The sequence below is a fragment of the Flavobacterium sp. RHBU_3 genome (assembly GCF_046613565.1).
Classification (GTDB): Bacteria; Bacteroidota; Bacteroidia; order Flavobacteriales; family Flavobacteriaceae; genus Flavobacterium.
Genome location: NZ_JBKJHC010000009.1, coordinates 1 through 14,637 on the forward strand (window position 1 = coordinate 1; position 14,637 = coordinate 14,637).

15 protein-coding genes are annotated in these 14,637 nt (G+C 45.4%); 9 read left to right on the plus strand and 6 right to left on the minus strand.

Annotated elements, in window-relative coordinates; translation table 11 throughout:
* Window positions 1–204: 204 nt before the first annotated feature.
* The gene (locus ACLI1A_RS13080) at window positions 205–621 is read right to left on the minus strand and encodes a DUF2007 domain-containing protein (protein WP_411409119.1); all 417 of its coding nucleotides are present in this window, start codon (window positions 619–621) and stop codon (window positions 205–207) included.
* A 157-nt stretch (window positions 622–778) separates the two neighbouring features.
* Between ACLI1A_RS13080 and ACLI1A_RS13085 the strand changes: the two genes are divergently transcribed.
* Window positions 779–1,933: an AI-2E family transporter gene (locus ACLI1A_RS13085; RefSeq protein WP_411409120.1), complete on the plus strand. Its 1,155-nt coding sequence runs from the start codon at window positions 779–781 to the stop codon at window positions 1,931–1,933.
* Here the strand turns inward: ACLI1A_RS13085 and ACLI1A_RS13090 are convergent.
* Entirely contained in the window at window positions 1,911–3,056 is a 1,146-nt protein-coding gene (locus ACLI1A_RS13090; RefSeq protein WP_411409121.1) for an aminotransferase class I/II-fold pyridoxal phosphate-dependent enzyme, read from the minus strand. The genes ACLI1A_RS13085 and ACLI1A_RS13090 overlap by 23 nt on opposite strands.
* 123 nt (window positions 3,057–3,179) lie before the next feature.
* Between ACLI1A_RS13090 and ACLI1A_RS13095 the strand changes: the two genes are divergently transcribed.
* From ACLI1A_RS13095 to ACLI1A_RS13130, 8 genes are all read left to right on the plus strand, one after another.
* Entirely contained in the window at window positions 3,180–3,644 is a 465-nt protein-coding gene (locus ACLI1A_RS13095) for a DUF2975 domain-containing protein (protein ID WP_411409122.1), read from the plus strand.
* Between the two features lie 11 nt (window positions 3,645–3,655).
* A complete protein-coding gene (locus ACLI1A_RS13100) occupies window positions 3,656–4,120 on the plus strand; it encodes a hypothetical protein (protein ID WP_411409123.1) in 465 nt (154 codons plus the stop codon).
* Between the two features lie 15 nt (window positions 4,121–4,135).
* Window positions 4,136–4,645, plus strand: coding sequence for a DUF2975 domain-containing protein (locus ACLI1A_RS13105; protein WP_411409124.1), 510 nt, complete (start codon window positions 4,136–4,138; stop codon window positions 4,643–4,645).
* Window positions 4,646–4,648: 3 nt separating this feature from the next.
* A complete protein-coding gene (locus ACLI1A_RS13110; protein WP_322625047.1) occupies window positions 4,649–4,855 on the plus strand; it encodes a helix-turn-helix transcriptional regulator in 207 nt (68 codons plus the stop codon).
* A 512-nt stretch (window positions 4,856–5,367) separates the two neighbouring features.
* The gene (gene radA, locus ACLI1A_RS13115) at window positions 5,368–6,729 is read left to right on the plus strand and encodes a DNA repair protein RadA (protein ID WP_411409125.1); all 1,362 of its coding nucleotides are present in this window, start codon (window positions 5,368–5,370) and stop codon (window positions 6,727–6,729) included.
* 3 nt (window positions 6,730–6,732) lie between these two features.
* On the plus strand, window positions 6,733–8,721 hold the full coding sequence (locus ACLI1A_RS13120; RefSeq protein WP_411409126.1) for a transglycosylase domain-containing protein: 1,989 nt from the start codon (window positions 6,733–6,735) through the stop codon (window positions 8,719–8,721).
* Window positions 8,722–9,019: 298 nt separating this feature from the next.
* Window positions 9,020–10,189, plus strand: coding sequence for a class I SAM-dependent rRNA methyltransferase (locus ACLI1A_RS13125; protein WP_411409127.1), 1,170 nt, complete (start codon window positions 9,020–9,022; stop codon window positions 10,187–10,189).
* A 635-nt stretch (window positions 10,190–10,824) separates the two neighbouring features.
* Window positions 10,825–11,325 carry a hypothetical protein gene (locus ACLI1A_RS13130; protein ID WP_411409128.1) on the plus strand — a complete coding sequence of 167 codons (501 nt, stop codon included), beginning with the start codon at window positions 10,825–10,827 and terminating at the stop codon, window positions 11,323–11,325.
* A 181-nt stretch (window positions 11,326–11,506) separates the two neighbouring features.
* Here the strand turns inward: ACLI1A_RS13130 and ACLI1A_RS13135 are convergent, their stop codons facing one another.
* From ACLI1A_RS13135 to ACLI1A_RS13150, 4 genes are all read right to left on the minus strand, one after another.
* The gene (locus tag ACLI1A_RS13135) at window positions 11,507–12,094 is read right to left on the minus strand and encodes a hypothetical protein (RefSeq protein WP_411409129.1); all 588 of its coding nucleotides are present in this window, start codon (window positions 12,092–12,094) and stop codon (window positions 11,507–11,509) included.
* A gap of 86 nt (window positions 12,095–12,180) precedes the next feature.
* A complete protein-coding gene (locus tag ACLI1A_RS13140) occupies window positions 12,181–12,588 on the minus strand; it encodes a hypothetical protein (RefSeq protein WP_411409130.1) in 408 nt (135 codons plus the stop codon).
* A 283-nt stretch (window positions 12,589–12,871) separates the two neighbouring features.
* A complete protein-coding gene (locus tag ACLI1A_RS13145; protein WP_411409131.1) occupies window positions 12,872–13,315 on the minus strand; it encodes a LexA family protein in 444 nt (147 codons plus the stop codon).
* Window positions 13,306–14,577: a Y-family DNA polymerase gene (locus tag ACLI1A_RS13150; RefSeq protein ID WP_411409132.1), complete on the minus strand. Its 1,272-nt coding sequence runs from the start codon at window positions 14,575–14,577 to the stop codon at window positions 13,306–13,308. The genes ACLI1A_RS13145 and ACLI1A_RS13150 overlap by 10 nt, the downstream gene beginning before the upstream one ends.
* Between the last annotated feature and the right edge of the window lie 60 nt (window positions 14,578–14,637).

Genomic DNA, 14,637 nt, shown 5'->3' on the forward strand with positions numbered 1-14,637 from the left:
TGGTGTTAACAACACCTCACTAAAAATAAGCAACCTTACTGCAGAGCAGCAGGTACTTATTATAGAGGTAGATACCGTAAACGGTAAAGTAAGCAAACGCATCGTTTACTAACGGTTGCTATTAAAATAACATACCCAAAAAAGAAGCCCCGCCATATTGGCGGGGCTTACTTTTTATAGGACGTCAAGCTTTTAAGAAGTTGCTTATTTCATCTCAAATTCGTGTCCGCAGTTGTTGCAGTGGTATTTATATTTTATAAACGGTGGAAGCGTGCCCAGCAACAAAGTACCAAACAGGAAACCAAGAAGTCCCTTACCATTGCGCACCGTACTCATTACCTCAACTTCGGCAGCATCGCAGTTAGGGCAGTTCATAGGGTTACCGCTGTTATCTACCGCATAGCGCGATATATCTTCCAGCACCTGCTTAGCTTTTACAGCGTCTTCAGCACGTACAAAAAGCTGTACACCTCCCATAGCATTGCTCATAAGCGGATCTGCATCTATCGTGTTATTGTTCTTCATAAACACCTCTACCCCATCAGCTTCAAGCCTGCCCTTAAGGATAAGCGCCTCTGCCGAGTATTGGAAAGAGGCTATTTTTATAAATTGTGGTTGCATAATACAAAGTTACATAACAATCTCTTTTACCCGACAAAGGCCCAATACTGTTAAAACCAACCCCCCTCTATTATCAATACTTTAATAATCCTTTACCAAAATCACACGTTAATTCGTTCTAATTTTGATTATTCAATTGCAAATTAACACTTTTATCATGGAACTACGGTTGCCCCCATACTTACGCACACTGGCTATAATGCTGCTAATAACCATGATTGTATTTTTTATGATTGTAGGCAAAGGGCTCATAGTGCCGCTGCTAATATCGGGGTACATAGCCATGCTGCTTACCAGTACCTGTAACCGCCTGGAACGGTTTAAAATTCCTAGGTCGCTGGCGGCATTCCTGTGCCTGCTGGTATTTGTAGCGCTGCTTACCGGTATTATTATTTTTATATGCATGCAGGTACGCGGTTTTACAAACGACCTGGGCGACGGCCTTATGGCCAAAATAAACACCTTTGTAATAGAAGCCAACACATGGAGCAAAAAAACATTTGGGTTTGACCTGGGGATGCCCAATGGTTTTGAAATAGAAAAAGCCGTGGAAATGGTAGGTACCGAAAACACAAAGCCTACGCAAATGATACTGGACACCCTAAATACGGTAAGCGATATTATACTGCTACCCGTATTTATCTTCTTTTTACTCATTTACCGCGACCACCTTGCCGTGTTTGTAACCAAGGTTTTCCGCAGGCAGGACAATGATTTTTTATTGCGAAAGCTTACCTCCATACGCAAAATAGTACATGCATACATACTGGGTGCCGGTAAGGTAATGTGCATACTGGCCATAGTAAACACCGCTGTGCTGTTTGCCCTGGGTATAGAACACGCCATCTTTTTTGGGGTGCTGGCAGGTATGCTTAACATCATTCCGTACGTGGGGCCTACACTGGGTGCCGTACTGCCGTTTTTCTTTGCATTGGTAACAAAAGACAGCGTATTTTACCCCATAGCGGTGGCGGTATCGTTTACCATAATACAAATACTGGAGGGCTCGTTTTTAACGCCAAAAATTACCGGGAGTAATGTAAACCTTAATGCCCTTGTAACGTTTATAGGGCTGCTTGTAGGTGGTGCTATATGGGGCATTATGGGCATGATACTTATTATACCTACCATAGCCATAATGAAAAAGCTGTTTGAGTTAAGCCCTGATACCCGCCCCTACGCTTACCTGTTTGGCGAAGAAGACAGCAACTGGTTTAAGCGGCGCAACAGGCAAACAACCCCGGCCGAAGCGCAGGCAGAAGTACAAACCGATAAAGAAGTAAAGGCTGTTATGAATAACGAAGCGCATTAGTAAGCGTATCCATAAGTGCAGAGATTTGTCGGGTAGTATTAAAGTTGTGCAGGCATATGCGCAGGCGCTCCTGCCCTGCCGGTACCGTAGGCGATAATATGGCTTTTACGCTAAAGCCCGCCCGTTGCAGTAACGCTGCTATCCTTCGGGCGCGTTCATTACCCGGAACCACAATACATTGTATAGCGCTAAAGCTTATTATAAACGGCAGGCGGCAACGTTCTACCTCGTTTTTAAACTGGGCTATAACCTGCTGTAGCGCAGCTATGTTTTCGGGGTGCATACGCATAAGGTTATAACTGCTTATTATGGCGGCCAGCGAGTGTGGCGGCAGTGCTGTGGTAAACACAAAACTACGCGCAAAGTTAGCCAGGTACGTGGTAAGCTCCTTACTGCCCAGTATGGCAGCCCCGTGGCAACCCAATGCCTTACCAAAGGTAATAACCGTAGCAAAAACCCGCTGCTGCAATCCGTAATCCTGTAAAAGCCCCTGTCCTCTCCTGCCAAAAACCCCTATGGCATGCGCCTCGTCTACCACAAGGCGGCACTTGTAGCGCTGGGCTATATCGGCAAAAGCCTCCAGGTTTGGCGTATCGCCATCCATGCTAAAAACAGATTCGGTTACTATATACAACTCCTGTGCCTTACTGCGGTGGCGTTCTACCAGGCGGTACAGCGCTTCCTTATCGTTATGGGCAAACTTAAACGATGCTGCGCCACTAAGCTTTAGCCCGTCGCGCACGCTGGCATGTATGGCTTCGTCATACAACACTATATCACCTTTTTGCGGCACGCAGCTAAAAAAGCCCACATTAGCATCGTAACCCGAATTAAACACCAGCGCACTTTCGGCTTCGTGGTATTCGGCTATGGCTTTTTCGGCATCGTCATACAAGGCGTGGTTACCGCTAATAAGGCGCGATCCTGTGGCGCCGTTTTGCCGTACCCCCATGCCCAGCAACAGCTCATGTGCAGTAATAAAAAGCTCCTCCGAACCTGCAAGGCCCAGATAATCGTTTGAAGAAAAATCTATAAGCTGCCCGGGGCTGCCCGGGGTACGCAGTGCGTTTTCCGCTTCGCACTGCTGTAGCTTTTCAGTAAGGGATTTTGGGAATGACTCCATTATTTCAAATATAAGCAATGTTGCCAATTTTAACAAATTTAGGTTAAAGTATTTTTTTTCGGTTATTTTTTATTGTTTTTCGATAATTTATTTACCTTTGTCGAAAACAAAACCCTTTCAACCATGAAGAAGCTAAAAATATTCCGGGCTATTATTATAGCAGCCATAGTATGGTATATCATATATGTGGGGTACAACCTTGCCGCTTACGCTTTACTTTGGGGAACTTCGGCAAATGAATTTGAAATAGCCAGAATACGGCTGTTTGCAGTAGTTGCAAGACATATACTGAATTTTCCCGCGCTTATACTTATAGTTTTATCCCTAAATCGTTTTATAAAACACGGGTACTTTAATACGGGTAGTGCCAAAGGCATTAGGTGGGCAGGTTGGCTTATCTTGGCACAGGCTATAATAAATCTTACATACACGTACTTTATTGTAGGCGTTTTTAATGAAACTTTTGGGATGATAATACTGGGATGGAGCACTATGCTTCCGTTGTGCGCAGGTATAGGGCTAATGGTACTGGCCGATTTTATACTGCGTGGCAAATACCTGAAAGACGAAAACCAACTAACCATTTAATATTTTTCATCATGGCTAAAATAACTATCATCCGTTTGCTGCTGAGTGTTTACATCCCATTTCAGTTGCTAATAATGTTTTGGGTTTATACCATGTTTAACAGTTTTACCTATTCCCCCGGATATGAAATGATGAAACGCATAATCATAGTACACGGCATATCGGCAATAATTTTATTACCGGCACTAATCAGCTTATGGCTATCGTTCCATTATTTTTTAAAGCATGGGTATTTTAATACCAAAAGCCGCAGGTTCCTTAAAATTTCCGGTTACATCCTGGCTGTTAATACCATAATTACCCTGATATTAGACCTGGCTTTGTGCTACATCCCCGGCTACTCGAAGTGGGAGCAATTCCCCGGAGAATTATCATCACTTGTACCCGTACTGCTTATCGGCATCGGGCTGCTGGTTGTAGTAGATTTTATGAAACAAGGCGAAAGTATTGAACAGGAAAACGCCGAATTAATTTAAACAAACTTCATATTTATGAACCGCATTTCAGCACTAAAAACAATTGTTACCATAGCTTTTATAATCAGCGTTATTACCGTTTTTTTTGGCATACCGTTTACCCTTATACTGGCAGTAGCCCAAGACAGGATTCCGCAAAGCATAAGCAATATATCGGCTAACCACCTAAGGGGTACCGGCGCCGTACTGTACCTGCTGTTAACACTGGGAAGCACTGTTTTTGTAGCACTGGCACTGCGCACCTTTAAAGATAGCCTTACCCTTTTTGAAAAGCGCATTTTTTTTGACAACCGCGTAATAACCCAATTGCAAAAATCAGGCAAAGCGTTTGTGGGCGCTGCTGTATTAACCCTTTTATCAGAAATAGCATCGGTATGCTTTGCCCCTGCCGAACCCGGCACATCGGGAGATTTTTCTTATGGCCCTGCACTGTTGCTCGGCGGGCTTGGCCTGTTGTTCCTGGTACTGGGTGATGTGTTTGAGATGGCCCGCAAACTTAAAGAAGAAAACGACCTTACCGTATAGCCCATGCCTATAATTATAAACCTCGACGTAATGCTGGCCAAACGCAAAATGCGCAGCAACGAACTGGCCGATAAGGTGGGCATAACTACAGCCAACCTCTCTATACTGAAAACCGGAAAGGCAAAAGCCATTCGGTTCAGTACCCTTGAGGCTATATGCCGCGAGCTGGACTGCCAGCCCGGCGATATTATGGAGTTTATTCCGGATTAGCCTTAAAGGCGAAAGTTAAAAAGCCCGGAGACCATCCTCACCTGTAATTTTTTTCAATTTCACGCAAAGCCGCAAAAGTCTTCGCGTGCTTCTCCCATTCCGCAGGAATGCTCTGAGAGCTTAACCCTTGAAAAAACCTCAGTGAAACTCTGCGCCTTCTCCGTGTGGCTCTGTGTTATAAAATTCTCGCAAAGACGCCAAGGCGCTAAGCTGACACTGAGAACTGGGACTGTGACTGAAAACTCTGTGTTTTCTTTGCGAGACTTTGAGTAATAGCTTCTCTGTGAATCTCTGCGCCTGCTCTGAGAAACTCTGTGTTACAATTTCTCGCAAAGCCGCGAAGGCGCTAAGCTGGAAACTGCGACTGCGGCTGAGAACTCTCCCAGAGAGGAACAGCTTCACTTAAACTTTAAAACAAATACACGAATAAACAAATTATCGCATCCACGTATTATCAAATAACCGCATAACCCAAAAAATCCTACCTTTACCACTTATTCCCGTTTATAAAAATGGCCAAAGTAAAAACCGCTTTTTATTGCCAAAACTGTGGTACCCAGTATGCCAAATGGCAGGGGCAGTGCAATGCCTGCCGCGAGTGGAACACCATAGTAGAGGAACTTATAGTAAAGGAAGACAAACCGGGCTGGAAAGCCCCCACAGGTGAGGTTAAAAAAGCCCCCAAGCCCCTGCGCATTACCGAAATAGACAGCGCTACCGAAATACGGATGGATACCGGCGACGGCGAACTGAACCGTGTGTTGGGCGGCGGGTTGGTTCCGGGGTCGTTAACGCTGCTGGGCGGTGAGCCGGGTATAGGTAAAAGTACCCTGCTGCTGCAAATATCGCTAAAGCTGCCCTTCCGTACGCTGTATGTAAGCGGTGAGGAAAGCCAGAAACAGATAAAAATGCGTGCCGAGCGTATTACCGCACAGGCAGACAACTGCTATATACTTACCGAAACCAAAACGCAGAACATCTTTAAGCAAATAGAGGCCATAGACCCCGAAGTGGTGATTATCGACTCGATACAAACGCTGCACAGTGATTATATCGAATCGAGCGCGGGCAGCATAAGCCAGATACGCGAAACCACTGCCGAACTGATAAAATTTGCCAAGGAAAGCAACGTACCCGTAATACTCATAGGCCACATTACCAAAGACGGAGCCATAGCCGGGCCGAAGATTTTGGAACACATGGTAGATACCGTACTTCAGTTTGAGGGCGACCGCAATCACGTGTACCGCATACTCCGAGCCCTTAAAAACCGTTTTGGCTCTACCGCCGAACTGGGCATATATGAAATGCTGGGCAACGGTCTGCGCGAGGTGGCCAACCCAAGTGAGATACTTATTTCGCATAAGGAAGAAGAACTGAGCGGCACCGCCATAGCCACTACTATGGAGGGCATGCGTCCGCTTATGGTAGAAATACAGGCACTGGTAAGCACCGCAGTATACGGTACGCCGCAGCGGAGCACCACGGGCTACAACGCCAAAAGGCTGAACATGCTGCTGGCCGTACTGGAAAAACGTGCCGGTTTCAGGCTGGGAGCTAAGGACGTTTTCCTGAATATTACGGGGGGTATTAACGTAGACGACCCTGCCATAGACCTGGCTGTAGTAGCCGCCATACTAAGCAGCAACGAAGATATTCCGGTGGGCAAAGGCTACTGTTTTGCAGGCGAAATAGGCCTTAGTGGCGAGGTACGTCCGGTAAACCGTGTAGAACAACGCATACTGGAAGCTGAGAAATTAGGTTTTTCTACTATTTTTGTATCGAAATACAGTAAGATTTCGTTAAAAAACACTTTGATTGACATAAAACAGGTAGCGCGTATTGAAGATGTGGCAGGCTACCTCTTTGGATAACCAATGAGAAGGAAACTCAACTATAAAAAAATAGTCCGCAGGCTGCTTATCACCCTTGCAATACTGCTGGCACTGTTTACCATACTGTTCTTTGCCTTTAGGAATATGGCGCTGAAACAGGTAATAGCCCGCGTAAAAAACAAAGCCGCAGAGCGCAATGCTACCTTTGAGGTACGTGAAGCCAACTTTGACGGTATTGCCGGCGTAAGCCTTAAAGGCGTGAGCATTACCCCAAATGGTAAACCCACCTTTATGAGCGTGGAGGAGATAAAAACCAGTGTAAGCCTGGGGCACCTGCTGGTGGGCGATGTACAGCTGGGTACCCTGCACATGAAAAACGGTTATGTACAAATGGTACGCGATAGCCTGGGATGGAATTTCCGTAGCCTGTTGCGTTCTAAAAATGATGTAAAGGAAGAAGCCGATACCAATACCGATTATGCCGACCGTGCTTACGGACTGCTAAACCGCGTGCTGAACCTGGTTCCTACCGATATGGAGCTGCACAACCTGGAGCTGCGCGTAGACGACAACGGGCATAAGGTAAACCTGAAGCTGGACAATACCCGCCTTGCCGACAACCAACTGGAAAGTACCCTGCGTGTAGCAGAAGATACCATAGTGCAAACCTGGAAGGTAAGCGGCATGGCCGACCCTCGCGGGCACCAGTGCGACCTGAAATTCTTCAATGCCGATACGGGCCGCGTCGTGATTCCGTATGTGGCAAGACGGTTCCACCTGAAAAGTGGGTTTGATGCTATTAACCTTAAGGTAGATAAAATAGGTATGGACGGCGGCGAGCTGCACGTAGACGGCTACGCATCCATTAAAAACTTTATGGTAAACAACCGCCGCATAGCCAGTAAAGATGTGGTGATAAATAACGCCCGGTTTGACTACCACCTGCGTTTTGGCGACCGCTACATAGAAATGGACAGTACCAGTACCGTACAGCTGAATAATGTAAAACTGCACCCCTTTGCGCGCTACAGCGTAGAGGAAGATACCATATATCAGTTTAAGGCAAACATACCTAAAATGCAGGCGCAAGACTTCATAACCTCGTTGCCTACCGGTTTGTTCACCCATTTTGAAGGTATGGAGGCTCAAGGAAGCTTTAGCTACAGGCTCGACTTTTTGTTTAACAAAAATAAGCCAAACGCCCTGGTGTTTGACAGTACAATGGATAAGGACGAGCTGAAGATTACCAAATATGGTGCTGCTGACCTTGCCAAGCTGAACACTGCCTTTACCTACCGCGCCATAGAAGACGGGCGTGCGCAGCGCGCCGTGGTAGTAGGCACATCAAACCCTAACTATACACAAATAGGCGATATTTCTCCGTTTTTGCGCAAGGCGGTGCTTACCAGCGAAGACCCTTCGTTCTTTAGCCACAGGGGCTTTATTACCGAGGCGTTCCGCCAGAGCCTTATTGCCAATATAAAAACCAGGAAATTTACCCGTGGGGGCAGTACCATAAGCATGCAGCTGGTAAAGAACGTATTCCTTACCCGCGAGAAAACCCTGTCGCGCAAGCTGGAAGAAATATTACTGGTTTACATACTGGAAAACCAGCGTGTAGCAGGCAAGGAGCGTATGCTGGAGGTGTACTTCAACATTATAGAATGGGGACCCGATGTGTACGGTATAGGCGAGGCATCGCGCTATTATTTTGACAAGCACCCGAGCGAACTTACGCTCGATGAATGCGTATACCTGGCAAGCATCATCCCAAGCCCTAAAAAGTTTATGTACCGCTTTGACAGCGAAGGAAACCTGAAAGGCTACGCGCTGAAACACGATAACTACATTAAAAACATAATGCTGCGCCGTGGGCTGATAAGTACTGAGGATACCATAGCACAAAACGGCAACATCAATGTTATAGGACGCGCCCGTAACCGACTGCCGCTAAGCCGTGAACACATTTTTGCCAACGACTCTATAAACGTAGATGAGTTCTTTGAAAACCTGGGCAAACTGGCATATTAGGGTTATTTGTAGTCTACAGTCGCAGTCACAGTTTTCAGGCTCCATCATGGCGAGCGGAGGAACGGAGCGCGGCCATCTCGTCGTTTTGATGTCCTTGGCTTCTTCCATGTCGACCGAAGCGCAGCGACACGAGGGCTTTGCCCGAACTGGCGGAGCAAGCGGAGACATCTCATCAATGCGTACCTAAAACTTAACGAAAATCAACGTGTGCAAAATATGCACAGGTTCAAGTGAAAATCAGTGAACACCTGCTAAAATCTGTGTCATCAGTGTTCCCCTCATTATTAAAAGAAGAAAAATGGAATTTGCAAAAGTTATACTCAATAAAGGAAAAGAAAAATCAGTACAGCGAAACCACCCCTGGATTTTTAGCGGGGCGGTATACGGCGTAAGCGAGGAGCTGACCGATGGCCAGATGGTGCACGTTACTGACTACCAGGGCAGCCTACTGGCTACAGGTTTTTACAGCGACAAGGGCAGCATAGCCGTGCGAGTGCTTACCTTTGCCAATGAAACTTTTGACGATACTTTTTGGGCAAAGCGCTTTAAGGCGGCGTGGGAGTTACGCATGAAGCTTTTTTCTATTGAGGAAACCAATGCTTTCCGCCTGATACACGGTGAGGGCGACGGTATACCGGGGCTTATCATCGACTACTACAACGGGCATTTTGTGGTGCAGGCGCACTCTACCGGTATTTACTTTAAAATGCAGGAAATAGCCGATGCGCTTAAAGCAACCTTCCCGGAGTATTGCCAAACGGTGTACTGCAAAAGTGCACAAACACTGCCTAAAACCGGTACTGATTTCCATGTATACGGTACGGCAAGTAACACCGTAGCCAAAGAAAACAACATACAGTTTCACGTAAACTGGGTGGAAGGCCAAAAAACGGGCTTCTTCCTGGACCAGCGCGATAACCGTAACCTGCTAAAAAAATATTCGGCAGGCAAAAAGGTGCTGAACACGTTTTGCTATACCGGCGGTTTCTCTATTTACGCCATGAGCGCGGGTGCCGAACTGGTTACTTCGGTAGATATTTCGGAGAAAGCGGTAAAGCTTGCTGATGAAAATATGCAACTAAACTTTCCGTGCAGCAACCACCAGGCCGTAGCTTCGGATGTGTTTGACTATCTGAAAGAAAATAAGAACCTGTACGACGTTATTGTACTGGATCCGCCTGCTTTTGCCAAGAACATAAAAAGCAAGCATACCGCCACACAGGCCTACAAGCGCCTGAACATAGCGGGGCTAAAAACCATAACACAAGGTGGCTTCCTGTTTACTTTTAGCTGCTCGCAGGTTATAGACGATGTACTGTTTTACAACACCGTTTCGGCAGCAGCCATAGAGGCAGGCCGTAAGGTACGCGTGTTGCACAAGCTGTCGCAGGGTCCGGACCACCCGGTAAATATTTTCCACCCCGAGGGTTCGTACCTTAAAGGGCTGGTGCTGTACGTGGAGGAGTAGTTGGGTTGGGTTATCCGTTGATTTGATAATACGTGGATGCGTTAATTTGTTTATTCGTGTATTTGTCTTAGAGCACGAGTGAAGCTGTTCCCCTCTGGGAGAGGGGTTAGGGGTGTGTTATCTTTTTTATGATTTTGTAACACAGAGATTAGCGGAGAAGGCACAGAGATATACAGTGGAGCTATTACCCAAAGTACCTCAAAGTAATCCCAAAGTTTCCCCAAGTTCTTTTGTTGTTATGTGTGGCTCTCATTTTCTCTTGGGATAGCTTTCAAAACCACCCCGCCCTGCGGGCACCCCTCCGAAGGAGGGGAATTGTAGTGTCCCACAGATAGAGTGAGCATTCCCCTCCTTCGGAGGGGTGGCGGTACGCCGGGGTGGGTTATTTGGTTTTCAATCACAGCTTCGCGTCTTTGCGAGGAATTTGTAACACAGAGTTTCACGGAGCGGGCGCAGAGATACACCGAGTTTTTATTATTGCTTAAAGCACACAGAGCATTCCTGCGGAATGTGGGGAGGTAGCTGAGTTTTCAGTCACAGTCACAGTTCTCAGTCGCAGCTTTGCGCCTTGGCGTCTTTGCGAGAAATTTGTAACACAGAGATTAGCGGAGAAGGCACACAAAAGGAATTAAACCATGAAAATAATCCTGTTTATACTACTTTTCGGCCTGTTGTTCTGGGGTGTTTACCTGTTTGTTTTACTGTGCAATATTTTAGGACTCGAAGCACAACGCAGCAAAAATTTCTCTAAAGGTTACCGTATTTACCTTACATTGTACTTGTCATTTCTTCTGTTTCTAACCTTTGTTTCTGCGACATTGTACGGAGGAGCTTGGGGTGGCAAACCAAATTACATGGGTCAATGTATTACATATACTATTTTCCATTTAAACGCAGCTGCGTTAGTGTTTCATTGGCACATACCTTTTCAGTATAAATGGCTGTCGCGCATTATTGGGGTTTTAGCCGTGGTATTACCAATTCTTTCCTGCCTTCTTTTTACAGGTGTTCTGTATAATATTGCAGAATTTAGTTTTTCCATTAACGCTATGATTTTACTTTTTGGTTTCCTGTCTGTAAAACTGAGTGTGTACAATTACAGGCGTTTTATGCAAGGCTTGGATTTCAGCGCATAGCGCCTTTGTAAGGAATTATAACACAGAGTCTCTCAAAGGAAGCCCGAAGTTTCGCAAAGTTCTTTTGTTGTTGTGTAAAGCACACAGAGCATTCCTGCGGAATGGTGAGAGATAGGAGAGTGGTAAGCAGGAGTGAGCATTCCTCTCCCGCAGCGGGGCGACCTAATCCGACCACTGGGTACTATTTTCGAAGAACTTTTCTAACTCCTGAATTTTGTTGAATCCATTTTTCAATCAAAATTTGAATCAACGTCATCTTTCGTAAAAATTCATCAACTGTCGAAAAATCTTCTGAATGGATATATGTTTTTTTTCCAGGAGAGCCATTCAATTCGATACGTGTAAAATCTGCTCTTTCTATATCTATTTTCATTATATATTCAGTTGACAAAAATAATGCTGCCTGGTATACATTTTTTTCAACAAAAGGATTTAATGAAAAATTGAATATATTCTGATGTAGAAAGTTATATGTTTCTAATTCTATATAAAGCTCAGAATTAGGAGTGTTATTATTTTTCAAGCTTTTAATATGTCCACGAATGTTATCGATTGAAACATATCCTTCCCCATTTTCATTTATAAAAAGAAGAAAGTTAAACTTTTCAATCCGTTCATAAAACTCAAGCATTATCTGTAGTTTTTTGTCAAAAATCACTTTTTTCAAACCATACCTATCCATATTTCTCATATTGAAAAAAAATGTGACCGATGAAATACAAAAACTTAAAACTGAAAGTATAAGAGGAAGTTCAGATATTATTTTCATAATATTATTTTGTGTCTAAATTAATGAAATTAATAATTCAAAATAGCCAATAACACATAATATATGACATCGACAAAATCATAAAATCACCGCTTCTTTTTTAACTCGTCTCGATACTCCGCCCTCGCATCCGATACCTCATCAAAACCCAGCACAACCCCGTCGGGCATTTTTATGTAAAGCGTGTCGCGCTGTGCTTGCTTCCAAACAGAGTCGCCTACTTCGGCAACATCATAGGCACTCCAACTTACATGCACTGCCCTTCCGTTATTAAGCCTGAATTTGTGTGAATGGTTACCGTCATGTTCTTTCTCAGAGATTTTCCCAAAATAACTATCGTTGTATTTCTCCATATAAAACTCTTTAGCTGTAACCTGTTTCCCGGGTTTATCAGTAAGAAACATATACAGTATAAATGGCGACATAGTGATAAGCATTATCCACCTTACAGCTTCTATAGGGTCCTTAAATTCAGGGATTTTTAGTTCTTTCATGGCTGGTGGCTTATACCAGTAAAGGTACAAAAATAGGTTTGTATAGTGTGTAGTCTGAGTCCTCGATTTCAGTTTCCCCACTTAGCTGTGAATTTGTAACACAGAGTTTCACGGAGGAGTCACAGAGATACACAGAGAAGTTATTACCAAAAGCACACCAAGCCTTTCTAGAAAGTAACACTAAGCAAAATCACTCTTTAAAGCACACAAAGCATTCCTGCGGAATGTGGTGAGATAGCGGAGTGGCGCGTAGAAGTAAGCAACTGAAAACTGCAATTAAAAACTACACTTCCCGCACCACATAGGTAACCATTCCCCACACACTAAGCTGGTTGTCTTCGGTAACTTTTATTGGTGGGAAATCAGGGTTTTCGGGCATAAGGTACAGGCAGTCTTTTTCCAGTTTAAGGCGTTTTACGGTAAACTCGCCGTCTACCAGGCAAATGGCTATTTTACCATCAACAGGTTCCAGGCTGCGGTCTACTACCAGCATATCGCCATGAAAAATTCCGGCACCGTTCATGCTGTCGCCATCTACGCGAATGTAAAACGTAGCCACAGGATTGCGTGCCAGGTGCTTGTTAAGGTCTATGGTATACTCCATAAAATCGAGCGCCGGCGATGGAAAACCCGCCTTTACCCCATCGGGAATAAAAGGCAGCGCAGTACCCGCCTCAAAGTCGGGCTTATAAAACGTGAGCTTATTTTTGTGGTTACCTATCGGCATTGTACTACCAGTATGTCTTTAAAATCGGTTGTATAGCGTGGCGAAAGCATGTTCTGCTTCATGTTCCAGGTTTTGGCATCCATAGTCCCCAGGCGCACTATGCGGCTGCCGTTTTTGGCGTTCATCTTGTCCATGGCTTTCATCAGCGCAAGGTGACGCGGATCTTCGTTATTAAACATGTCCAGCTGGCGGGCGTTTTCGGGTACCAACTCTGTAACCACTATACCGGTTTTTTTAAACACGGTGCCCTGTGCCTGCTCCATAATTTCCTTAAAGCCTTTAAGGGCGGCGGCGTTTATGGTTATGGCCGAGTTACTGGCATACGGCAGCGTAATGGCCCTGCTGTAGTAGTAACGGCCGTTTTGCACCTTATGCTTATCGGCTACGAGCATAATAATAACCATGTGGCACGCCGAGCCCTGCTTGCGCAGCTTTTCGGCGGTAACGGCAGCAAAGGTGCTTACGCGTTCGCGTATTTGGTCATAATCGCTTATTTGTTTCGGGAAGCTGCGTGTGGTGGCTATGCTTTTTTTCTTTTCGGGTACTTCGCCGTCGCCTATGGTGGGGGTACCTTGTAGCTCCATTTTTATGCGCATGCCTACTACACCCATATTGCTTTTTATCCAGCTTTCAAAATGCGGCTGTATAAAATCAAATGCTGTTTTTATGTTTAGCTTTTGCAGCTTTCGGGCGGTGCGGTAGCCTATGCCCCATACGTCTTCTACCTTTAGCCACTTTAGGGCTTTTATGCGTTTTTCATCGGTATCCATTACATATACGCCATCAGTCCGCTCCGGGAATTTCTTGGCAATACGGTTTGCGGCTTTCGCCAATGTTTTGGTAGGCGCTATCCCTACACAAACCGGTATGCTGAGCCACGATGCAGTACGCCTGCGTATTTGCTGGCCGTAGTCGTAAAAATCGGCAATGGTTACTCCGCTAAAATCTAAAAAGGCTTCGTCTATGCTGTACTTTTCCACGTTTGGGGTAAAGTCTTCCATTATTTTCATTACCCGTTCGCTCATGTCGCCGTAGAGCGAGTAGTTACTGCTAAACACGTGTACACCCTGTTGTTTCAGCTGGCCGCGTACCTGAAACTCCGGTGCGCCCATGGGTATGCCCAGTGTCTTGGCTTCTTCGCTGCGGGAGATGATGCAACCGTCGTTATTAGACAGCACCACAATGGGTTTGCCCACCAGTTTTGGCAGGAAAACGCGCTCGCAAGAGGCGTAAAAGTTATTGCAGTCTACCAGTGCATACATAAGTACAAAGGTAGGTTTTTTGTGGATGCGTGGATGTGTTAATTTGGCTGCTGGTTGTCA

Bases quoted from the DNA above. Each gene is read 5' to 3' on its own strand.
- ACLI1A_RS13080 (WP_411409119.1), bottom strand. From the start codon at position 621: ATGCAACCACAATTTATAAAAATAGCCTCTTTCCAATACTCGGCAGAG.
- ACLI1A_RS13085 (WP_411409120.1), top strand. From the start codon at position 779: ATGGAACTACGGTTGCCCCCATACTTACGCACACTGGCTATAATGCTG.
- ACLI1A_RS13090 (WP_411409121.1), bottom strand. From the start codon at position 3,056: ATGGAGTCATTCCCAAAATCCCTTACTGAAAAGCTACAGCAGTGCGAA.
- ACLI1A_RS13095 (WP_411409122.1), top strand. From the start codon at position 3,180: ATGAAGAAGCTAAAAATATTCCGGGCTATTATTATAGCAGCCATAGTA.
- ACLI1A_RS13100 (WP_411409123.1), top strand. From the start codon at position 3,656: ATGGCTAAAATAACTATCATCCGTTTGCTGCTGAGTGTTTACATCCCA.
- ACLI1A_RS13105 (WP_411409124.1), top strand. From the start codon at position 4,136: ATGAACCGCATTTCAGCACTAAAAACAATTGTTACCATAGCTTTTATA.
- ACLI1A_RS13110 (WP_322625047.1), top strand. From the start codon at position 4,649: ATGCCTATAATTATAAACCTCGACGTAATGCTGGCCAAACGCAAAATG.
- radA (WP_411409125.1), top strand. From the start codon at position 5,368: ATGGCCAAAGTAAAAACCGCTTTTTATTGCCAAAACTGTGGTACCCAG.
- ACLI1A_RS13120 (WP_411409126.1), top strand. From the start codon at position 6,733: ATGAGAAGGAAACTCAACTATAAAAAAATAGTCCGCAGGCTGCTTATC.
- ACLI1A_RS13125 (WP_411409127.1), top strand. From the start codon at position 9,020: ATGGAATTTGCAAAAGTTATACTCAATAAAGGAAAAGAAAAATCAGTA.
- ACLI1A_RS13130 (WP_411409128.1), top strand. From the start codon at position 10,825: ATGAAAATAATCCTGTTTATACTACTTTTCGGCCTGTTGTTCTGGGGT.
- ACLI1A_RS13135 (WP_411409129.1), bottom strand. From the start codon at position 12,094: ATGAAAATAATATCTGAACTTCCTCTTATACTTTCAGTTTTAAGTTTT.
- ACLI1A_RS13140 (WP_411409130.1), bottom strand. From the start codon at position 12,588: ATGAAAGAACTAAAAATCCCTGAATTTAAGGACCCTATAGAAGCTGTA.
- ACLI1A_RS13145 (WP_411409131.1), bottom strand. From the start codon at position 13,315: ATGCCGATAGGTAACCACAAAAATAAGCTCACGTTTTATAAGCCCGAC.
- ACLI1A_RS13150 (WP_411409132.1), bottom strand. From the start codon at position 14,577: ATGTATGCACTGGTAGACTGCAATAACTTTTACGCCTCTTGCGAGCGC.